Annotated in this window: 19 protein-coding genes; 13 read left to right on the forward strand and 6 right to left on the reverse strand. The window is 64.7% G+C overall.

Features of this window, described 5'->3' with window-relative positions:
• The first annotated feature begins 55 nt into the window (after nucleotides 1–55).
• The 6 genes from queA (at nucleotide 56) to FFS62_RS02105 (ending at nucleotide 6,310) form a co-directional block, all read left to right on the forward strand.
• The gene (gene queA / locus FFS62_RS02080) at nucleotides 56–1,111 is read left to right on the forward strand and encodes a tRNA preQ1(34) S-adenosylmethionine ribosyltransferase-isomerase QueA (protein WP_137971149.1); all 1,056 of its coding nucleotides are present in this window, start codon (nucleotides 56–58) and stop codon (nucleotides 1,109–1,111) included.
• A 5-nt stretch (nucleotides 1,112–1,116) separates the two neighbouring features.
• Nucleotides 1,117–2,235: a tRNA guanosine(34) transglycosylase Tgt gene (tgt, locus tag FFS62_RS02085; protein ID WP_137972208.1), complete on the forward strand. Its 1,119-nt coding sequence runs from the start codon at nucleotides 1,117–1,119 to the stop codon at nucleotides 2,233–2,235.
• A 148-nt stretch (nucleotides 2,236–2,383) separates the two neighbouring features.
• Nucleotides 2,384–2,725, forward strand: a complete 342-nt coding sequence (gene yajC / locus FFS62_RS02090; protein ID WP_137971150.1) for a preprotein translocase subunit YajC — start codon at nucleotides 2,384–2,386, stop codon at nucleotides 2,723–2,725.
• Nucleotides 2,726–2,785: 60 nt separating this feature from the next.
• Nucleotides 2,786–4,657 (forward strand): protein translocase subunit SecD, encoded by a 1,872-nt coding sequence (secD, locus tag FFS62_RS02095; protein WP_137971151.1) that lies wholly within the window; start codon nucleotides 2,786–2,788, stop codon nucleotides 4,655–4,657.
• A 13-nt stretch (nucleotides 4,658–4,670) separates the two neighbouring features.
• On the forward strand, nucleotides 4,671–5,585 hold the full coding sequence (gene secF / locus FFS62_RS02100) for a protein translocase subunit SecF (RefSeq protein ID WP_137971152.1): 915 nt from the start codon (nucleotides 4,671–4,673) through the stop codon (nucleotides 5,583–5,585).
• Nucleotides 5,586–5,761: 176 nt separating this feature from the next.
• Entirely contained in the window at nucleotides 5,762–6,310 is a 549-nt protein-coding gene (locus FFS62_RS02105) for a glycine zipper 2TM domain-containing protein (protein WP_137971153.1), read from the forward strand.
• A 130-nt stretch (nucleotides 6,311–6,440) separates the two neighbouring features.
• Here FFS62_RS02105 and rhlB read toward each other — a convergent pair whose 3' ends face one another.
• The 4 genes from rhlB to FFS62_RS02125 form a co-directional block, all read right to left on the reverse strand.
• Nucleotides 6,441–7,868, reverse strand: coding sequence for an ATP-dependent RNA helicase RhlB (gene rhlB, locus FFS62_RS02110; protein ID WP_137971154.1), 1,428 nt, complete (start codon nucleotides 7,866–7,868; stop codon nucleotides 6,441–6,443).
• A gap of 87 nt (nucleotides 7,869–7,955) precedes the next feature.
• Nucleotides 7,956–9,116 carry a dipeptidase gene (locus FFS62_RS02115; RefSeq protein WP_137971155.1) on the reverse strand — a complete coding sequence of 387 codons (1,161 nt, stop codon included), beginning with the start codon at nucleotides 9,114–9,116 and terminating at the stop codon, nucleotides 7,956–7,958.
• A gap of 101 nt (nucleotides 9,117–9,217) precedes the next feature.
• Entirely contained in the window at nucleotides 9,218–10,156 is a 939-nt protein-coding gene (locus FFS62_RS02120) for a GGDEF domain-containing protein (RefSeq protein WP_137971156.1), read from the reverse strand.
• Nucleotides 10,157–10,395: 239 nt separating this feature from the next.
• Nucleotides 10,396–11,058 carry an alpha/beta hydrolase gene (locus FFS62_RS02125; protein WP_137971157.1) on the reverse strand — a complete coding sequence of 221 codons (663 nt, stop codon included), beginning with the start codon at nucleotides 11,056–11,058 and terminating at the stop codon, nucleotides 10,396–10,398.
• Nucleotides 11,059–11,449: 391 nt separating this feature from the next.
• Here FFS62_RS02125 and FFS62_RS02130 point away from each other — a divergent pair, with 391 nt between their 5' ends.
• From FFS62_RS02130 to FFS62_RS02145, 4 genes are all read left to right on the forward strand, one after another.
• Nucleotides 11,450–12,478 carry an amino acid ABC transporter substrate-binding protein gene (locus tag FFS62_RS02130; protein WP_137971158.1) on the forward strand — a complete coding sequence of 343 codons (1,029 nt, stop codon included), beginning with the start codon at nucleotides 11,450–11,452 and terminating at the stop codon, nucleotides 12,476–12,478.
• 97 nt (nucleotides 12,479–12,575) lie between these two features.
• Complete coding sequence (locus FFS62_RS02135) at nucleotides 12,576–13,760, forward strand: amino acid ABC transporter permease (RefSeq protein ID WP_137971159.1); 1,185 nt, start codon at nucleotides 12,576–12,578, stop codon at nucleotides 13,758–13,760.
• 10 nt (nucleotides 13,761–13,770) lie between these two features.
• Nucleotides 13,771–14,868 (forward strand): amino acid ABC transporter permease, encoded by a 1,098-nt coding sequence (locus FFS62_RS02140; protein ID WP_137971160.1) that lies wholly within the window; start codon nucleotides 13,771–13,773, stop codon nucleotides 14,866–14,868.
• Between the two features lie 12 nt (nucleotides 14,869–14,880).
• Complete coding sequence (locus FFS62_RS02145) at nucleotides 14,881–15,642, forward strand: amino acid ABC transporter ATP-binding protein (RefSeq protein WP_137971161.1); 762 nt, start codon at nucleotides 14,881–14,883, stop codon at nucleotides 15,640–15,642.
• 166 nt (nucleotides 15,643–15,808) lie between these two features.
• Here FFS62_RS02145 and FFS62_RS02150 read toward each other — a convergent pair whose 3' ends face one another.
• Nucleotides 15,809–16,768 (reverse strand): GlxA family transcriptional regulator, encoded by a 960-nt coding sequence (locus FFS62_RS02150; RefSeq protein WP_137971162.1) that lies wholly within the window; start codon nucleotides 16,766–16,768, stop codon nucleotides 15,809–15,811.
• A 96-nt stretch (nucleotides 16,769–16,864) separates the two neighbouring features.
• Between FFS62_RS02150 and FFS62_RS02155 the strand changes: the two genes are divergently transcribed.
• The 3 genes from FFS62_RS02155 (at nucleotide 16,865) to FFS62_RS02165 (ending at nucleotide 18,673) form a co-directional block, all read left to right on the forward strand.
• Nucleotides 16,865–17,335: a nuclear transport factor 2 family protein gene (locus FFS62_RS02155; protein WP_137971163.1), complete on the forward strand. Its 471-nt coding sequence runs from the start codon at nucleotides 16,865–16,867 to the stop codon at nucleotides 17,333–17,335.
• 40 nt (nucleotides 17,336–17,375) lie between these two features.
• Nucleotides 17,376–17,675, forward strand: a complete 300-nt coding sequence (locus FFS62_RS02160; RefSeq protein WP_137971164.1) for a GIY-YIG nuclease family protein — start codon at nucleotides 17,376–17,378, stop codon at nucleotides 17,673–17,675.
• Between the two features lie 62 nt (nucleotides 17,676–17,737).
• Nucleotides 17,738–18,673: a glutathione S-transferase family protein gene (locus FFS62_RS02165; RefSeq protein ID WP_137971165.1), complete on the forward strand. Its 936-nt coding sequence runs from the start codon at nucleotides 17,738–17,740 to the stop codon at nucleotides 18,671–18,673.
• 18 nt (nucleotides 18,674–18,691) lie between these two features.
• On the opposite strand, the gene FFS62_RS02170 is transcribed toward FFS62_RS02165, so the two are convergent.
• Entirely contained in the window at nucleotides 18,692–19,027 is a 336-nt protein-coding gene (locus FFS62_RS02170) for a glutaredoxin family protein (RefSeq protein ID WP_137971166.1), read from the reverse strand.

Here is a 19,027-nt window from a genome sequence, read left to right on the forward strand (position 1 = left end):
GTGGTTCGCGGGCCCGCTTTCCGGTAAGCTCTGCGCCCCCTGCGAGACTGACCCCATGCGCGTTGCCGACTTCCATTTCGACCTGCCCGATGCCCTGATCGCCCGCCATCCGCTGGCCGAGCGCCGTTCCAGCCGCCTGCTGGTGCTGGAGGGCGAGAGCGGTGCGCTGGCCCATCGGCAGTTCGCCGACCTGCTCGAATACCTGCGCCCCGGCGACCTGATGGTGTTCAACGACACCCGGGTGATCCCGGCGCGGCTGTTCGGCCAGAAGGCCTCCGGCGGCAAGCTGGAGATCCTGGTCGAGCGGGTGCTGGACAGCCATCGCGTGCTGGCCCACGTGCGCTCCAGCAAGTCGCCCAAGCCCGGCTCGCTGATCCATATAGAAGGTGGCGGCGAGGCCGAGATGGTCGCCCGCCACGATGCACTGTTCGAGCTGCGCTTCAGCGAAGAGGTGCTGCCGTTGCTGGATCGGGTCGGCCACATGCCGCTGCCGCCCTATATCGACCGCGCCGACGACGCCTCCGATCGTGAGCGCTACCAGACCGTCTATTCCGACCGCGCCAAGGCCGGCGCCGTGGCTGCGCCCACTGCCGGGCTGCACTTCGACGAGGAGCTGCTGGCGGCGATCCGCGAGAAAGGCATCGATACCGCCTTCGTCACCCTGCATGTCGGCGCCGGTACCTTCCAGCCGGTGCGGGTGGAGCGCATCGAGGACCACCATATGCACCGCGAGTGGCTGCAGGTCGGCCAGGACGTGGTCGATGCCGTGGCTGCCTGTCGCGCGCGCGGCGGACGAGTGATCGCCGTCGGTACCACCAGCGTGCGCTCGCTGGAGAGTGCGGCCCGCGATGGCGAGCTGAAGGCCTTTAGCGGCGACACCGACATCTTTCTCTACCCGGGCAAGCGCTTCCATGTGGTCGATGCCCTGGTCACCAACTTCCACCTGCCGGAGTCAACCCTGCTGATGCTGGTCTCGGCCTTCGCCGGTTACCCGCAGACCATGGCCGCCTATGCGGCGGCCGTGGAGCAGCAGTACCGCTTCTTCAGCTACGGTGATGCCATGTTCATCACCCGCAATCCCGCCCCGCGCGGTCCCGAGGAGACCCCATGAGCCATATGTCCTTCGAGCTGCTGGCCACCGACGGCCGTGCCCGCCGCGGCCGCCTGACCTTCCCGCGCGGCGTGGTGGAGACCCCCGCCTTCATGCCGGTGGGTACCTACGGCACGGTCAAGGGCATGCTGCCGCGCGATGTCGGCGATATCGGCGCGCAGATTATCCTCGGCAACACCTTCCACCTGTGGCTGCGCCCGGGTACCGAGGTGATCAAGCGCCACGGCGACCTGCACGACTTCATGCAGTGGCAGGGGCCGATCCTCACCGATTCCGGCGGCTTCCAGGTGTTCAGCCTGGGCGCCATGCGCAAGATCAAGGAGGAGGGCGTGTACTTCTCCTCGCCGGTGGACGGCGCCAAGGTGTTCATGGGCCCGGAAGAGTCGATGCAGGTGCAGCGCGACCTGGGGTCGGACATCGTGATGATCTTCGACGAGTGCACCCCGTACCCGGCCGACTTCGATGTGGCCAAGCGCTCCATGGAGCTGTCGCTGCGCTGGGCCAAGCGCTCGAAGAACGCCCACGAGGGCAACCCCTCGGCGCTGTTCGGCATCGTCCAGGGCGGCATGCACGAAGAGCTGCGCATGCGCTCGCTGGAAGGTCTGTGCGAGATCGGCTTCGACGGCCTGGCCATCGGCGGCCTGTCGGTGGGCGAGCCGAAGGAGGAGATGATCCGCGTGCTGGACTTCCTGCCGCCGCAGTTGCCGGCCGACAAGCCGCGCTACCTGATGGGCGTGGGCAAGCCGGAAGACCTGGTCGAGGGTGTGCGCCGCGGGGTGGACATGTTCGACTGCGTGATGCCGACCCGCAACGCGCGCAACGGCCACCTGTTCACCGAGACTGGGGTGGTCAAGATCCGCAACTCGGGGCACAAGCACGACGAGTCGCCGCTGGACCCGAGCTGCGATTGCTACACCTGCAGCCACTTCTCCCGCGCCTATCTGCATCACCTGGATAAATGCGGCGAAATGCTGGGAAGCATGCTGAATACCATCCACAACTTGCGCCATTACCAGCGCCTGATGGCTGGTTTGCGCGAGGCAATTCAACAGGGTACATTGGCCGCCTTTGTCGACGCCTTCTACGCCCGGCGCGGCCTGCCGACGCCGCCGCTGGAGCCCTGATCGGTGATTCGCCGGCCTGCCGCTTGAAATTCGGCGCGGCGCACCCATCTACTCGCGATGGCAGCCGACGCCCGTGCAAAAAAGCCCGGGCGCTCGCGAAAAATAGCCTGAAAACAACAGCTTCAAGACCTCGCAATAGGAGTTTTCCATGAGTTTTCTGATCCCCGCTGCTTATGCCGACACCGTAGCCCCGGCGGCAGGCGCCGCGCCCGGCGGTGACATGATGAGCATCCTGATGCTGGTCGGTTTCATGGTCATCTTCTATCTGATGATCTGGCGTCCCCAGGCCAAGCGCGCCAAGGAGCACAAGAATCTGCTCGGCGGCCTGCAGAAGGGCGACGAGGTAGTGACCAGCGGCGGCATCATCGGCAAGGTCAACAAGGTCACCGACGACTTCGTGGTGGTCGAGATCGCCGACAACGTCGAGCTGAAGTTCCAGAAGCAGGCCATCGCGGCGACCCTGCCGAAGGGCACTCTGAAGTCCATCTAACGATTCTTCGTTCACCACTACGGGGCGCCTAAGGCGCCCCGTGTCATAACGGGCGGCGTCATGCTCAACAAATATCCTCTGTGGAAGTACCTGCTGATCCTGGCTGTGCTGGCGGTCGGCTTCATCTATTCCGCACCTAATCTGTATCCGGACGACCCGGCCATCCAGATCACCGGTGCCAGCACGGCGCTGGAAATCGGCCAGGCCGACCTCGATCGCATCGGCAAGGCGCTGAATGACGGCGGCATCGCGGTCAAGTCCGCCCAGCTGGGCGCCAAGCAGGGCCAGGGTGCGCTGCTGCGTCTGACCAAGCAGGAAGACCAGCTGCCGGCCAAGGAGCTGGTGCGCAAGTTGCTCGGTGACGAGTACGTGGTCGCCCTGAACCTGGCGCCGACCACTCCGCAGTGGTTGCGCAACCTGGGCGCCGGCCCGATGAAGCTGGGTCTGGACCTGTCCGGTGGTGTGCACTTCCTGCTGGAAGTGGACATGGACAAGGCCATGGATGCGCGCATGAAGGTCTACGAGAGCGAGATCAAGAGCCTGCTGCGCAAGGACCGCGTGCGTTATCGCAGCCTGCCGCAGCAGGGTGGCGCCATCCAGCTCGGCTTCGCCGACAGCGAATCGCTGGAAAAGGCCCGCGAGCTGATCCGTGGCAGCTTCAACGATTTCGAGCAGACCACTACCGAGCGCAACGACCAGCAGGTGCTGCGTCTGGCGCTGACCGAGGCCAAGCGCGCGGAGATCCGCGAGTACTCGATCAAGCAGAACCTCACCACCGTGCGTAACCGGGTCAACGAGCTGGGTGTCGCCGAGCCGCTGGTACAGCGCCAAGGCGCCAACCGCATCGTGGTCGAGCTGCCGGGCGTGCAGGACACCGCCGAGGCCAAGCGTATTCTCGGCAAGACCGCCAACCTGGAGTTCCGTCTGCAGGCCGACGTCGACGCCGCGCGCGCCGCCACCGAGCCCTTCGAGTTCCGCGAGTCCGGTCGCCCGGCCGTGGCGCTGGAGCGCAGCCTGATCATCACCGGTGACCAGGTCACCGATGCCCAGGCCAGCTACGACGAGAACGGCCGTCCGCAGGTGAACATCCGTCTGGATGGCCATGGCGGCGAGCTGATGAACCGCGCCACCCGTAACAACGTGGGGCGCAGCATGGCGGTGATCTTCATCGAGCAGAAGCCGCTGACCCGCTACGTCAAGCAGGTGGTCGACGGCGTCGAGAAGGAAGTGGCGGTGCCCTCCTTCAAGGAAGAGAAGAAGATCATCAGCCTGGCGACCATCCAGTCGCCGCTGGGCAGCCAGTTCCGCATCACCGGCCTGAACGGCCAGGGTGAGTCCTCCGAGTTGGCCCTGCTGCTGCGTGCAGGTGGCCTGGCCGCGCCGATGTACTTCGCCGAAGAACGCACCATCGGTCCGAGCCTGGGTGCCGACAACATCGCCAAGGGTATCGATGCGTCGATCTGGGGCATGATCTTCGTGTCCATCTTCATCATCGCCATCTACCGCTTCTTCGGCGTGCTGGCGACCGTGGCCCTGGGCTTCAACATGGTCCTGCTGCTGGCGCTGATGTCGGCGCTGAGCGCGACCCTGACCCTGCCGGGTATCGCCGGTATCGTGTTGACCATGGGTATGGCGGTGGACGCCAACGTGCTGATCTTCTCGCGGATACGCGAGGAAATCGCTAATGGCATGTCGGTGCAGCGCGCCATCCACGAAGGCTTCGACCGCGCCTACTCGGCGATTCTCGACGCCAACCTGACCACTCTGCTGGTCGGCGGCATTCTCTTCGCCATGGGCAGTGGCCCGGTCAAGGGCTTCGCCGTGACCATGTCGTTGGGTATCGTCACTTCGATGTTCACCGCCATCATGGTGACCCGCGCGATGGTCAACCTGATCTTCGGCGGTCGCGACTTCAAGAAGCTGTGGATCTAAGGGGCAGCCAGTCATGAAAATCGGAACTATCAACTTCATGGGCATACGCAATTTCGCGTTTGCCCTGACCATGATCCTGACCCTTATCGCCCTCGGTAGCTGGTTCTTCAAGGGGCTCAACTTCGGTCTCGACTTCACCGGCGGCAGCCAGATCGAGCTGAGTTACGACAAGCCGGCCGACCTCGGCCAGGTGCGCGAGCAGCTGGCGGCGGCCGGCTATGCCGACGCCGTGGTGCAGAACTTCGGCGCCACCACCGATGTGGTGGTGCGCCTGCAGGGTGATGACCCGCAGCTCGGCAACAAGGTGGCCTCCGTGCTGCAGGCGGCCAGCGGCGGCAACTCGCTGCAGGTGAAGAAGGTCGAGTATGTCGGCCCGGCCGTGGGCGAGGAGCTGCGCGACCAGGGCGGCCTGGGCATGCTGCTGGCTCTCGGCGGCATCCTGATCTACGTGGCCTTCCGCTTCCAGTGGAAGTTCGCCGTGGGCGCCATCGCCTCGCTGGTGCACGACGTGGTCGTGACCATGGGCATCCTGTCGTTCTTCCAGATCACCTTCGACCTGACGGTGCTGGCGGCGGTGCTGGCGATCATCGGCTACTCGCTGAACGACACCATCGTGGTGTTCGACCGGGTGCGTGAGAACTTCCGCGTGCTGCGCAAGGCGAACTTGATCGAGAACATCAACATCTCGACCACCCAGACCCTGCTGCGCACCATCGCCACCTCGGTTTCCACCCTGCTGGCGATCATCGCCTTGCTGGTGTTCGCCGGTGACAACCTGTGGGGCTTCTCCATCGCCCTGTTCGTCGGTGTGCTGGCCGGTACCTACTCGTCGATCTATATCGCCAACGTGGTACTGATCTGGCTGAACCTGACCAGCGAGGACCTGATTCCGCCGGCGGTCAGCGAGGAAGTCGACGAGCGTCCCTGAGTCGTTTCTACGATTGCCCGAAGCCCGGCCCAGCGCCGGGCTTCGTGTTTTGGCGGTGTGCGTTTCGTCGCAGTTCTCGCTACGCTGACCAGCGAAGCGGGAACTCGCTCAGCCTGGCCTGATCCAAGGCAGGGAATAGGGCGTGAATGCCCGGCAACTGAAGTCTGGAGGACCCCATGAACAAGTCGATGATCGTAGGTGCAGTATTGGGCGCGGTGGGTGTCACTGCCGGTGGCGCTGTAGCCACCTACAGCCTGGTAGGCGGTCCTCTGTATGCCGAGGTGCTGGCCGTGCAGCCGATCAAAGAGACCATCAAGACGCCGCGCGAGGTCTGCAAGGACGTGGCGGTGACTCGTCAGGCGCCGGTCAAGGATCAGCATCAGATCGCCGGTACCGTGCTCGGCGCCGTTGCTGGTGGCCTGCTGGGCAATCAGGTGGGTGGCGGCAACGGCAAGAAGATCGCCACTGTGGCCGGCGCCGTCGGCGGTGGCTATGCCGGCAACAAGGTGCAGGAGGGCATGCAGGAGCGTGACACCTACACCACCACCGAGACCCGCTGCAACACCGTGACCGACACCAGCGAGAAGCTGGTGGGCTACGACGTGAAGTATCAGCTGGACGGCAAGATCGGTCAGGTGCGCATGGACCGCGATCCGGGCAGCCAGATTCCGGTCAACAAGGATGGCCAGCTGGTGCTGGTGCAGCAATCGCAAGTCGCCCAGTAAGCGCGACCCGAAACAAAAAAGCCGCCTTATGGGCGGCTTTTTTCAGGCAAGTGCTTCGTCTGAGGCTGCTACCTCTCTCTGGAGCATAAGTCGCGCTAGGGTTGTAGTGAGTAGGAGTGCTCCGGCTCGGCTAAACGTGCTTGCGCGGCACCGGCTTGAGCAGTTCTTCCGGCGGCATCTCGCAGGTGATCTTGCGCCCGAGCAGCTCTTCGATCGGCGGCAGGGCGAAGGCGTCGTCTTCGCCGGCGAAGCTGATCGAGGTGCCGCTGGCGCCGGCGCGGCCGGTACGGCCGATGCGGTGCACGTAGTCGTCCGGCACTTCCGGCAGGGTGAAGTTGATCACGTGGCTGATGCCGTCGACGTGGATGCCGCGGCCGGCGACGTCGGTGGCGACCATCACGCGGATCTTGCCTTCGCGGAAGCCTTCCAGGGTCTTGATCCGCTTGTGTTGCGGCACGTCGCCGGACATCTGCGCGGCGCTGACGCCGTCGCGGATCAGCTTCTCCTCGATGCGGCGCACCTCGTCGCGGCGGTTGGCGAACACCATCACCCGCTGCCAGTCGTTCTGCGTCACCAGGTTGTACAGCAGCTTGTACTTGTCCTTGCTGGACACGGCGTAGACGTGCTGCTCGACGGTGTCGCTGGCGACGTTCTCCGGCTCGATCTCGACGATGGCCGGGTTCACCGTCCATTGGCGGGCCAGGTTCATCACGTCCTCGGTGAAGGTGGCGGAGAACAGCAGTGTCTGGCGATCGCCCTTCATCGGGGTCTGGCGGATGATCTGGCGTACCTGCGGGATGAAGCCCATGTCGAGCATGCGGTCGGCTTCGTCCAGCACCATCACCTCGACCATGTCCAGGTGCACTTCGCCGCGTTGGTTGAAGTCCAGCAGGCGGCCCGGGGTGGCGACCAGGATGTCGCAGTAGCGCGACTCCAGCTGCTTGAGCTGCTTGTCGAAGTCCATGCCGCCGACGAACTGCATGACGTTGAGGCCGGTGTACTTGGTCAGGGCCTCGGCGTCCTTGGCGATCTGCACCACCAGCTCGCGGGTCGGCGCGATGATCAGCGCGCGCGGCTCACCCATGTAGCGCTCTTTCGGCACCTGGGTCTGCAACAGCTGGGTGATGGTGGAGATGAGGAAGGCGGCGGTCTTGCCGGTGCCGGTCTGGGCGCGGCCGATGGCGTCCTTACCCTTGAGGGTGTGGCCGAGGACCTGGGCCTGGATCGGTGTGCAGTAGGGGAAGCCCAGGTCGTGGATGGCGTGCATCAGCTCCGGCGCCAGGCGGAAATCGTGGAAGCGGGTCTTGCCTTCCTGCGGCTCGACCACGAAGTCTTCCAGCTTCCATTTATCTACCGGTTTGGCCGGGCGCTCGCGTCGCGGCTTGTCGGCGCGCGGCTTCTTGGCTTCGCGCGGCGCTTTGGCTTCGGCATCCGCCTGTGGTTGCGTGTTGCGCGGGGCGCTCGGTTTGGCGGGGGCGCTGGGAGTGCTGGCGGGAGTGACGCTGGCGGGCTGTTCGGCTTCGCCCTTGCTGAAAATTTTCTTGAGTGCTTTGAGCACGGCCGTCTCGTATTGGTCAAGGAATGAACGGTCGCCAGTGTAAAGCAAGAAGCCCGCGCGGCGAAATGCTGCGCGGGCTGCGGCCGGTCAATCGGGCAGGTTGGCCAGCAGCAGGTCACGCACGTTGCCGCCCATGATCGCGGCGATATCGGCATCACTGAAGCCGGCGCGCTGCAGGCCCTCGGTGATCTGCGCCAGGCCGGTGCTGTCGAAGGGCGCGTGCACCGTGCCGTTGAAGTCCGAACCCAGTGCCACGTGGGCGACCCCGACCTTGTCTGCGGTGTAGCGGATGGCGCGGATGATGGCGCCGACCGAGGTCTCGCAGACGGCGGCGTCCCAGTAGCCGATGCCGATCACACCACCGTTGGCGGCGATGCGTTGCAGGTGGTCATCGGTGAGGTTGCGCGGGCCGGGGCAGGTGCCGGCGACGCCAGTGTGGGAGACCAGCACGGGGCGCTTGGCGATGGCCAGCACGTCGTCGATCAGCGACTTGGACGCGTGGGCCAGGTCGACCAGCATGCGCTTCTCTTCCAGGCGGGTGATCACCTGGCGACCCAGCGGGGTCAGGCCACCCTTGTCCAGGCCGTGGGCCGAGCCGCCGACCTCGTTGTCGAAGAAGTGAGTCAGACCGGCGATGCGGAAACCGGCGTCGTACAGGACGTCAATGTTCTCCAGCTTGCCCTCGATAGGCTGCAGGCCCTCGGTGGCCAGTACGGTGGCCAGGCGCTGCGGGCCGCGCTGCCAGGCCTGCAGGTAGGCGGCCAGCTCGCTGCGGGTATGGATCAGCACCATCCGGCCCTCGCTGGCGGCGGCTGCCTGTTTCAGCTTGTCGGCCTGGTAAAGGGCACGGGCCAGCAGGCTGCTCCAGGTTTCCCGTGGCCAGCGCTGGGCCATGGCCAGCAGGGTGATGTTGTCGCTGTCGGCGCCGTTGCTCTCGTAGTTGATGCCACGCGGGGTCTTGGTGACGGTGGAGAACACCTGCAGGCCGACGCGGCCTTCGAGCAGGCGCGGCAGGTCCGAATGGCCGTAGTCGTGGCGCTCCAGCAGGTCGCGCTGCCAGAGCAGGGCGTCGTCGTGCAGGTCGGCGACGAACAGGGTCTGGTGCAGCTTTTCAGCAGAGTCGCTGGCGGGGTAGGGCGCGGGCGTGGCCACGCTGTTCGCCTGGCGGTCGAGCAGGGTGGGGATGGTGAAGAAGATTCCCGCGCCAACCGGCACGAGGATCAGCAGGGTGAGCAGTAGCTTGCGCATGGGGCATCCGAGCATTGTTGTTATGCGCCAGACTCTAACAAGGCGCGCCGGCAGCTGGCGATGGGCTGACGTTTTTGCTGGGCGATTTGGCGGGAGCCTGCTCAGCCGAACAGGCGATTGCGGCCCTGCTGCTTGGCCTTGTACAGGGCCGCGTCGGCGCGCGCGATCAGGCTTTCCAGGCCGTCTTTGTCCTGCATCTGGGCCATGCCGATGGACACCGTGACGCCCGGCAGTATGCCTACCGGCGAGTAGAACGAGCTGATCTGCTCCAGGCTCTGGCGCAGGCGCTCGCCGATGGTGCGCGATTCGTCGGCATCCAGCTCCGGCAGGAGGATGACGAACTCCTCGCCGCCATAACGCACCATGCTGTCCTTCGGTCGCAACTGGTTGCGCAGGGTATGCGCCACCAGGCACAGGGCGTAGTCGCCGGCCAGGTGGCCATGCTGGTCGTTGTAGGCCTTGAAGTGGTCGACATCGAGCATGAGCATGCTCATCGGCTGGTGGCTGAAGGCGCAGCGGGTGCTTTCGCGTTCGAACACGTGCTCCAGCCAGCGGCGGTTGAAGCAGCCGGTGAGGATGTCGACGTTGGCGTTCTGCTCGCTGTCGAGAATGATCCGGTTGCCCTTGCGCACCCGGTCGCAGAGCAGTTCCAGCAGGTTCTGCATCAGTTCCGGCGACTGGTCGAACAGCTTGATCAGCGACTCGCGATGCAGGCGCAGGACCAGCGAGGGCTGGGTGGCCACCACATAGGCGGAAGGGCGGTCGTTGTCGATGAAGCTGATTTCGCCGGCGCAATCGCCCGGGGTCAGGGTGCTGACGGGCTGGTTGTCGAGGGAGCCGAGATAGACCTTCAGCTCGCCCTCGAGCAGCAGATAGAGGTGCTGGTTGCGGTTGAAGGGCGACAGCAGAATCTCGCTGGCCTCCAACTCGCAGGCGCGAAATTCCTGTAGCAGCTGTTGCAGGCTGCTGGCGGCGACGTTCTGGAACAGTCGCAATTGGCTGATCTGCTGGAGATCCTGCTGCCAGTTGGCATTTTTCATCGCGAGAATGAATAACCTGTCTGGCTGCTGCGGGTGGGCATCGCTAAACACTCCCTGTCGTAGGGCGAACACCTATGAGCGACCTTATGCTCCGCAATATTACCTACGCAATGCTCGGACTAGAGCGGTCCGACCAGCGGTCGCAAGCGATGGACGGGGTTAACCCGCCCGCCGGCTGCTTGACCTTTCGACACATACTTAGCGAGTTGCCGGAGCATCTCGACGGAGCCTTGACGCGTTTAGTCGACTTTCAGCACCTGTTTCAGCCAGGCGCCGATGTCCTGGATTTCCTCCACCATCACCTCGTGACCCATCGGATATTCCCGCCAGGCAACCGGCACGCCCTGGGCAGCCAGTGCATCGTGGGCGGCGCGGCCCATGAACGAGGGCACCACGTCGTCCTGGCTACCGTGCAGGCACAGTACCGGCAACTGGCGGCGCGAAGCGTCTACCTGCAGCTCTTCGGGGAAGGTCGGGGCATAGGTGGACAGCGCCAGCAACCCGCCCAGCGGGCCCTGCCAGCGCAGGAAGGCTGTGTGATAGACCACCGCGCCGCCCTGGGAGAAGCCGGCCAGGACGATACGCGCCGGGTCGATGCCGCTGTCGCGCTGGGCTTCGATCAGCGCGATCACCGTCTGCGCCGAGGTCTCCATCTGTTCTTTGTCGATCGCCCGTGCCGGGCTCATGGCCAGGATGTCGTACCAGCTGGGCATGGACCAGCCGCCGTTGATGGTCACCGGCCGCGTCGGCGCCTGTGGCAGCACGAAGCGCGTGGCGGGCAGTTGCTGCTGCAGCATCTTGGCCACCGGCTCGAAGTCGTAACGGTCGGCGCCCAGGCCGTGTAACCAGATGACGCAGGAATCGGCTGGGCTGGCGGGCTCGAGTAGCAGGGCTTCTTGCATGATTGCTCCATTATGGTGCGCATGTGCATTTTTGGTGCGCCATGCTTTTTTCGGTTCGTTGAATCACTTAATAAGATGTCGCAACGGCAAAAGTTTGCCTCTTGACCTGCGATCAATACCGTCCGGTCACGGAATTGGTACGCACCTTGCTGTAAGAAGCGGGTCCGGCGGGGGCCGTTCTAGAGCGGGAAGCCGGACAAATCTGCTGCGTCTCTTTCCCGTAAGACCTACGGAGATGAAAGGGTCATTCGCCGGTCTGCGGATCGGCATCTAGACTCCCTTCAGGTTCGCACCCCGGTTGATCCTGCCATGGTGGCGGGATCGAACGTGCCTCACAAGGGTACGGCGGCAGGACCGAGACTCGACCAAACAAGAACACTTGGAGGTTTTGATGAAGATGGTGAAATCCACCCTGGCAGTACTGACCACGGCTGCGGTGCTCGGTGTGAGCGGTTTCGCTCATGCAGGTGCGACCCTGGATGCGGTGAAGAAGAAAGGCTACGTGCAGTGCGGTATCAGCGATGGTTTGCCCGGTTTCTCCTATGCCGACGCCAAGGGTAACTACCTGGGTATCGACGTGGACATCTGCCGTGCCGTGGCTGCCGCCGTATTCGGTGACGCCTCCAAAGTGAAATTCAGCCCGCTGACCGCCAAGGAGCGCTTCACCGCGCTGCAATCCGGCGAAGTCGACGTGCTGTCGCGCAACACCACCTGGACCAGCTCGCGTGATGCGGCCATGGGCCTGAACTTCACCGGCGTGACCTACTACGACGGTCAAGGCTTCCTGGTGAACAAGAAGCTAGGCGTTTCCAGCGCCAAGGAACTGGACGGCGCCACCGTGTGCATCCAGGCCGGTACCACCACCGAGCTGAACCTGGCCGACTACTTCCGCGCCAATGGCCTGAAGTACACCCCCATCACCTATGACACCTCCGACGAGAGCGCCAAGTCGCTGGAATCCGGTCGTTGCGACGTGCTGACCTCTGACCAGTCCCAGCTGTACGCCCAGCGCATCAAGCTGGCCGCGCCGGACGACTATGTCGTACTGCCGGAAGTGATCTCCAAGGAGCCGCTCGGCCCGTCCGTACGTCAGGGTGACGAGGAGTGGTTCGACATCGTGCGCTGGAGCCTGTACGCACAGCTCAACGCCGAGGAACTGGGCGTGACTTCCGCCAACGTGGAAGAAATGGCCAAGTCCACCAAGAACCCGGACATCGCTCGCCTGCTGGGTGCAGAGGGTGATTTCGGCAAGGATCTGAAACTGCCGAAGGACTGGGCCGTGCAGATCGTCAAGCAAGTCGGTAACTACGCCGAAATCTTCGATCGCAACGTCGGTGCCGGCAGCGAGCTGAAGATCGAGCGTGGTCTCAATGCCCTGTGGAACAAGGGTGGCATGCAGTACGCACCGCCGGTGCGCTGATCCCCTTTGCCATCGCCCCTTCGTGGGGCGATGGTGTTCCTGATTTCGTGAACTCCGCGCCGCAATCCACGGGCGCGGAGTTTCTATGAGGGCCGTTATGCCAAATCCTGCCAATATTTCGCGTCCGCGCGGTTCGGTCTGGACCGACCCGCAGGTGCGCGGCTGGCTATTCCAGATCATCGCAGTCATCGCCGTCGTGGCGATCGGCTGGTACCTGTTCCACAACACCCAGCACAACCTCGCCCAGCGCGGGATCATCTCGGGCTTCGGCTTCCTGGAGCAGAGCGCCGGCTTCGGCATCTCCCAGCACCTGATCGACTATCAGGAGAGCGACAGCTACGGGCGGGTGTTCGTCATCGGCCTGCTCAACACCCTGCTGGTGGCGGGCATCGGCATCGTGTTCGCCACCATCCTCGGCTTCATCCTCGGCGTGGCGCGACTGTCGCCCAACTGGATGATCAGCAAGCTGGCCACCATCTATATCGAGACCTTCCGTAACATCCCGCCGCTGCTGCAGATCTTCTTCTGGTACTTCGCCGTGTTCCTGCCGTTGCCCGGCCCGCGGCAGAGCGTCAGCCTCGGCGACACCTTCTTCCTCAGCAACCGTGGCCTGAACATGCCGGCGCCGACCATGGCCGAAGGCTTCTGGCCCTGCCTTATCGCTCTGGTGCTGGCGTTGGTGGCGGTGTGGTTCCTCGCCCGTTGGGCGCGCCAGCGCTTCGAGGCCACCGGTCAGGGCTTCCCGACCCTGATCACCAGCCTGGTGCTGATAGTGGGACTGCCGAGTCTGGCCGCGCTGGGGTTCGGTGATCCCTTCCACTGGACGGTGCCGGAGCTCAAGGGCTTCAACTTCCGTGGTGGTTGGGTGCTGATCCCCGAGCTGATGGCGCTGACCCTGGCGCTGACCGTGTACACCGCGGCCTTCATCGCCGAGATCGTGCGCTCCGGGATCAAGGCGGTCAGCCACGGCCAGACCGAGGCGGCCCGTTCCCTCGGCCTGCCGGCCGGCAAGACCCTGCGTCTGGTGATCATTCCTCAGGCCCTGCGGGTGATCATTCCGCCGCTGACCAGCCAGTACCTGAACATCGTGAAGAACTCGTCGCTGGCCGCCGGTATCGGCTATCCGGACATGGTCTCGCTGTTCGCCGGCACGACCCTGAACCAGACCGGCCAGGCCATCGAGGTCATCGCCATCACCATGAGCGTGTACCTGGCCATCAGCATCAGCATCTCGATCCTGATGAACTGGTACAACAAGCGCATCGCGCTGATCGAGCGGTAAGGAGAAGCGCATGGAAGTCCATCAATTCCGTCCGAGTCTGCCGCCGCCCCGCATGAGCGTGGGTGTGGTCGGCTGGCTGCGGTCCAATCTGTTCTCCAGCTGGTTCAACACCCTGTTGACCCTGCTGGCCATCTATCTGGTCTGGCTGATCGTGCCGCCGCTGCTGAAGTGGGCGGTGCTGCAGGCCGACTGGACCGGCACCACCCGCGCCGACTGCACCAGCGAGGGCGCGTGCTGGGTGTTCATCAAGGAGCGCTTCAGCCAGTTCATGTATGGCTTCTACCCGGAAGAGCTGCGCTGGCGCGTGGATCTGACCGTGTGGCTGGCGGTGATCGGCGCGGCGCCGTTGTTCATCCCGGCGATGCCGCGCAAGGCCAGCTACGGGCTGCTCTTCCTGGTCGTGTATCCGCTGCTGGCCTTCTGGCTGCTGCACGGTGGCTTCCTCGGTCTGACCGAAGTGGAGACCAGCCAGTGGGGCGGCCTGATGCTGACCCTGGTGATCGCCGCCGTCGGCATCGCCGGCGCGCTGCCGCTGGGCATCCTGCTGGCGCTGGGCCGACGCTCGAAGATGCCGGCGATCCGCGTGATCTGCGTGACCTTCATCGAGTTCTGGCGCGGCGTGCCGCTGATCACCGTGCTGTTCATGTCCTCGGTGATGCTGCCGCTGTTCCTGCCCGAAGGCCTGTCCTTCGACAAGCTGCTGCGCGCCCTGATCGGGGTGATCCTGTTCCAGTCCGCCTACATCGCCGAAGTGGTGCGGGGCGGCCTGCAGGCCATCCCCAAGGGGCAGTACGAGGCGGCCGCGGCCATGGGCCTGGGCTACTGGCGGATGATGGGTCTGGTGATCCTGCCGCAGGCGCTCAAGCTGGTGATCCCGGGCATCGTCAACACCTTCATCGCCCTGTTCAAGGACACCAGCCTGGTGATCATCATCGGCCTGTTCGACCTGCTCAACAGCATCAAGCAGGCGACCACCGATCCGGCCTGGCTGGGCATGGCTACCGAGGGCTACGTGTTCGCCGCCCTGGTGTTCTGGATTTTCTGTTTCGGCATGTCCCGCTATTCCATGCGCCTGGAGCGCAAGCTGGACACCGGCCACAAGCGTTAGGAGTCATAGACCATGACCGAAGTTAAGAAAGAAGCCGCTGCCGAGCCGATCATTCAGCTGCAGGGCGTGAACAAGTGGTACGGCCAGTTCCACGTGCTCAAGGACATCAACCTCAACGTGCAACAGGGCGAGCGCATCGTCCTCTGCGGCCCGTCGGGTTCCGGCAAGTCCACCACCATCCGCTGCATCAACCGCCTGGAGGAGCACCAGCAGGGCCGCATCGTCGTCGACGGCACCGAGCTGACCAGCGACCTCAAGCACATCGAGGCGATCCGCAGCGAAGTGGGCATGGTGTTCCAGCACTTCAACCTGTTCCCGCACCTGACCGTGCTGCAGAACTGCACCCTGGCGCCGATGTGGGTACGCAAGATGCCCAAGCGCAAGGCCGAAGAGATAGCCATGCATTTCCTCGAGCGCGTGCGCATCCCCGAGCAGGCGCACAAGTACCCGGGCCAGCTCTCCGGCGGCCAGCAACAGCGCGTGGCCATCGCCCGTGCGCTGTGCATGAAGCCGAAGATCATGCTGTTCGACGAGCCGACCTCGGCCCTCGACCCGGAAATGGTCAAGGAGGTGCTGGATACCATGGTTGGCCTGGCCCAGGACGGCATGACCATGCTCTGCGTGACCCACGAGATGGGCTTCGCCCGCACCGTGGCGGATCGGGTGATCTTCATGGACCGCGGCGAGATCGTCGAACAGAACGAGCCCAATGCGTTCTTCGACAATCCGCAGAACGAGCGGACCAAGCTTTTCCTCGGCCAGATCCTGCACTGAGGACGATTTGCTGCGCGTCGGAAAAACTGTGTTGGAAACGGCTTCGGAATGCTCATTTGCTGTTCGTAAACTCCGCTTCCTCAGCCGTCCCCGCCTTGTTTTTCTCTAGCTCGCGAAATCGTCATTTATAAGAAAAGGAGCCTGCGGGCTCCTTTTTCTTTGCCCGCTATTCGGCGAGCGGCTGGCGCAGGCGCTTGCGGAAAGCTCCTGGCGTCTCGCCACAGAGCTGCTTGAACAGCTTGGCGAAGGTGGCGCGGTCGGCGTAGCCCACCTGAGCGGCGACCTGCTCCAGCGAACGCGCCGGGTTGCGCAAGGCGCTCTGCGCGGCGCTGATGCGCAGGCGTTGCAGGTAGTCGTTGGGCGTCAGACCGGTGGCCGCCTTGAAGCGCCGCAGCAAGGTGCGGGTGGAGCAGTTGGCGCGCTCGGCCAGCAGCGGCAGGTCGATGGCCTGGGCGTGGTGCTGCTGCAACCAGCGCAGCAGTGGGGCGATCAGCGGGTCGTCCTGGCCGGCCGTCGGCAGCAGCGGGGCGAAGCGGCTCTGGCCGCCGCGCTCGCGCTCCACCACCAGGGCGCCGGCCACCCGTTGGGCCAACCAGTCGCCGCCATGCACGGCGATCAGGTGCAGGCACAGATCGAGACCGGCCTGGGCGCCGCCGGAGCAGAAGCGGTTGTCGTCTTCGGTGAACAGCTGGTCGATCTGCAGGCGCACCCTCGGGAAGCGCTGGCGGAAGGTGTCCGCCAGCGCCCAGTGGGTGGTGGCGCGGCGGCCGTCCAGTACGCCGGCGGCGGCCAGCAGGCAGGCACTGCTGCACAGGCTGGCGAGTTGCTGGTGCTGCGGGCGCGCGGCCAGCCAGGCGAGCAGGATGGTGTTGTGCTCCAGGGTGCGGTCGAGCGCGCTGCCGGTGGCGGGAATCAGCAGCAGGTCGGCGCGCTCGGCCAGGCTCAGGTCGCCATCCACGCGCAGCTGTGCATAGCCCAGTTGCACCGGCTGGCCATCGGCGCTGACCCGCTGCAGCTCGAACAGCGCCTCGCCGGCCAGCTGGTTGGCCAGGCGGAAGGCGTCGTCGGCCATGCTCAGGCTAGAGAGCACGGTTTGTGGGCAGGTGTAGAGGGCGATACGAATCATCTGGCGATTATTGACACAAAGTTGTCTTTATCGCCAATCGCAGGCCGTCGTCTGCACGGCCATACTCAGCCCATCACAACTCGGAGCAGCATCCCCATGGCTCACCCCAATGCCGAACTGATCAGCCGTTTCTACCAGGCCTTCCAGCGCCAGGACGCCGAGGCTATGGCAGCCTGCTACGCCGACAACGTGGAGTTCTCCGACCCGGTGTTCCGCGATCTCGAGGGTCGCGATGCCGGTGACATGTGGCGCATGCTCTGCTCCCGTGCCAAGCAGTTCTCCCTGACCTTCGAAGTGCTGGATGCCGACGACCGGCAGGGCCGTGCGCGCTGGGTGGCGACCTACCTGTTCAGCCAGACCGGACGCATGGTGGAGAACCATATCGAGGCCAGCTTCCGCTTCGAGGGCGGCAAGATCGTCGAGCACCGCGACCGCTTCGACCTGTGGCGCTGGTCCCGCCAGGCCCTGGGCGCCAAGGGCGTGCTGCTCGGCTGGCTGGCGCCGGTGCAAAACGCCATCCGCAAGCAGGCCATGGGCGGGCTGCGCGCCTGGCAGGCCGGGCGCTGACTGGCGTAAGCTCGGCGGCCCCGCATCACGCTGCCGAGCCATGACCGATACACCTCCTGCCAAGCCCTGGTTCGTCTACCTGGTGCGTGCCGAGAACGGCGCCCTGTATTGCGGCATCAGCGACGATCCGCAGCGGCGCTTCGCGCAGCATTGCAGCGGCAAGGGCGCGCGCTTCTTCCACTCCAGCCCGGCGCAGGCGCTGGTGTATATCGAGAGCTGCACGGACAAGAGCACCGCGCTGCGCCGCGAGCGGGCGATCAAGACGCTGACGAAAGCCGCCAAGGAGCGTCTGGTCGCCAGCTTCATCATGGAAGAAGCTGATAGCGCTCTATCAGTCTGAGCGGGTAGGCCGGCGCCTGCCACGGAGTTAAGCTGGCCCATCACACTGACACGGAGCCCGTCATGCACGAGTTGATCCTGCACCACTACCCGACCTCGCCGTTCGCCGAGAAGGCGCGCCTGCTGCTGGGCTTCAAGCAGTTGTCCTGGCGCTCGGTGATGATTCCGCCGGTGATGCCCAAGCCCGATCTGACCGCGCTGACCGGCGGCTACCGCAAGACCCCGGTGCTGCAGATCGGCGCCGACATCTATTGCGACACTGCCCTGATCGCCCGTCGCCTGGAGGCCGAGAAGAGCGTTCCGGCGCTGTACCCAGAAGGCCAGGAGTTCGTCGTCGCCAGCTTCGCCCAGTGGGTCGACTCGGTAGTGTTCCAGCACGCGGTGAGCCTGGTATTCCAGCCCGAATCCGTGGCGCTGCGTTTCGCCAAGCTACCGCCGGAAGCGGTCAAGGCCTTTATCGCCGACCGCGCCGGACTGTTCAGCGGCGGCACCGCGACCCGCATCCCGGCCGACGTGGCCAAGCACAACTGGCCGAGCATCATGGCCCGCGTCGAACAGCAGCTGGCGCGTGAGCAGGGCGACTTCCTGTTCGGCGAGCCGTCGCTGGCCGACTTCTCCCTGGCTCACTGCCTATGGTTCCTCAAGGGCACCCCGGTCACCGCGCCGCTGGTCGATGCGTACCCCAATGTCAGCGCCTGGCTGGGTCGTGTGCTGGGCTTCGGCCATGGCGCTGCCAGCGAGCTGAGTTCCACCGAAGCCATCGAGATCGCTCGCGCGGAGACTCCGGCGGCCTTGCCGGATGAGCAGTTCGCCGAGCCCAACGGCTTCCAGGCCGGTCAGCGGGTGAAGATCGCCGCGACCGACTATGGCGTCGATCCGGTGGAGGGTGAGCTGCTGTTCGCCGGCGCCGAGGAACTGATCCTGCGCCGCGAGGACGAGCGCGCGGGCGTCGTGCATGTGCACTTCCCGCGCCTGGGCTTCCGTATTGAAGCGCTGTAAGCAGGGGCCTGGGCGACGCTAGCGCAGCGCCGCCTCGATGCCTTCCGGGCTATAGCCGCGAATGACGGTGTCACCCACCGTCACCAGCGGTATGCCCTGGCCGTTCAGGGCGTCATAGGCACGGCGCCCTTCAGCAGACTTCTCGATATCGAATTCGGTGTAGGGAATGCCCTGTTCAGCGAGGAAGGTGCGCGTCTTGGCGCAATAGCCGCACCATGCGGTGGCATAAAGCACCACCGGAGCATTCGCGGCAGCCTCCTGAAGCGTTGGCTTCAGGCCGGTGAAGGTCTCGATGCGTTCCCAGTTTTGCCAGGCGGCGAGTACCGCCAGCAGAACGAAAATCCGTTTACCCAT

This window comes from Pseudomonas sp. F(2018) (genome assembly GCF_005508865.1).
Taxonomy (GTDB): Bacteria; Pseudomonadota; Gammaproteobacteria; order Pseudomonadales; family Pseudomonadaceae; genus Aquipseudomonas.

Excerpts from the sequence above, each read along its gene's own strand:
- queA (WP_137971149.1), top strand. The coding sequence starts at position 56 with ATGCGCGTTGCCGACTTCCATTTCGACCTGCCCGATGCCCTGATCGCC.
- tgt (WP_137972208.1), top strand. The coding sequence starts at position 1,117 with ATGTCCTTCGAGCTGCTGGCCACCGACGGCCGTGCCCGCCGCGGCCGC.
- yajC (WP_137971150.1), top strand. The coding sequence starts at position 2,384 with ATGAGTTTTCTGATCCCCGCTGCTTATGCCGACACCGTAGCCCCGGCG.
- secD (WP_137971151.1), top strand. The coding sequence starts at position 2,786 with ATGCTCAACAAATATCCTCTGTGGAAGTACCTGCTGATCCTGGCTGTG.
- secF (WP_137971152.1), top strand. The coding sequence starts at position 4,671 with ATGAAAATCGGAACTATCAACTTCATGGGCATACGCAATTTCGCGTTT.
- FFS62_RS02105 (WP_137971153.1), top strand. The coding sequence starts at position 5,762 with ATGAACAAGTCGATGATCGTAGGTGCAGTATTGGGCGCGGTGGGTGTC.
- FFS62_RS02115 (WP_137971155.1), bottom strand. The coding sequence starts at position 9,116 with ATGCGCAAGCTACTGCTCACCCTGCTGATCCTCGTGCCGGTTGGCGCG.
- FFS62_RS02120 (WP_137971156.1), bottom strand. The coding sequence starts at position 10,156 with ATGAAAAATGCCAACTGGCAGCAGGATCTCCAGCAGATCAGCCAATTG.
- FFS62_RS02125 (WP_137971157.1), bottom strand. The coding sequence starts at position 11,058 with ATGCAAGAAGCCCTGCTACTCGAGCCCGCCAGCCCAGCCGATTCCTGC.
- FFS62_RS02130 (WP_137971158.1), top strand. The coding sequence starts at position 11,450 with ATGAAGATGGTGAAATCCACCCTGGCAGTACTGACCACGGCTGCGGTG.
- FFS62_RS02135 (WP_137971159.1), top strand. The coding sequence starts at position 12,576 with ATGCCAAATCCTGCCAATATTTCGCGTCCGCGCGGTTCGGTCTGGACC.
- FFS62_RS02140 (WP_137971160.1), top strand. The coding sequence starts at position 13,771 with ATGGAAGTCCATCAATTCCGTCCGAGTCTGCCGCCGCCCCGCATGAGC.
- FFS62_RS02145 (WP_137971161.1), top strand. The coding sequence starts at position 14,881 with ATGACCGAAGTTAAGAAAGAAGCCGCTGCCGAGCCGATCATTCAGCTG.
- FFS62_RS02150 (WP_137971162.1), bottom strand. The coding sequence starts at position 16,768 with ATGATTCGTATCGCCCTCTACACCTGCCCACAAACCGTGCTCTCTAGC.
- FFS62_RS02155 (WP_137971163.1), top strand. The coding sequence starts at position 16,865 with ATGGCTCACCCCAATGCCGAACTGATCAGCCGTTTCTACCAGGCCTTC.
- FFS62_RS02160 (WP_137971164.1), top strand. The coding sequence starts at position 17,376 with ATGACCGATACACCTCCTGCCAAGCCCTGGTTCGTCTACCTGGTGCGT.
- FFS62_RS02165 (WP_137971165.1), top strand. The coding sequence starts at position 17,738 with ATGCACGAGTTGATCCTGCACCACTACCCGACCTCGCCGTTCGCCGAG.
- FFS62_RS02170 (WP_137971166.1), bottom strand. The coding sequence starts at position 19,027 with ATGGGTAAACGGATTTTCGTTCTGCTGGCGGTACTCGCCGCCTGGCAA.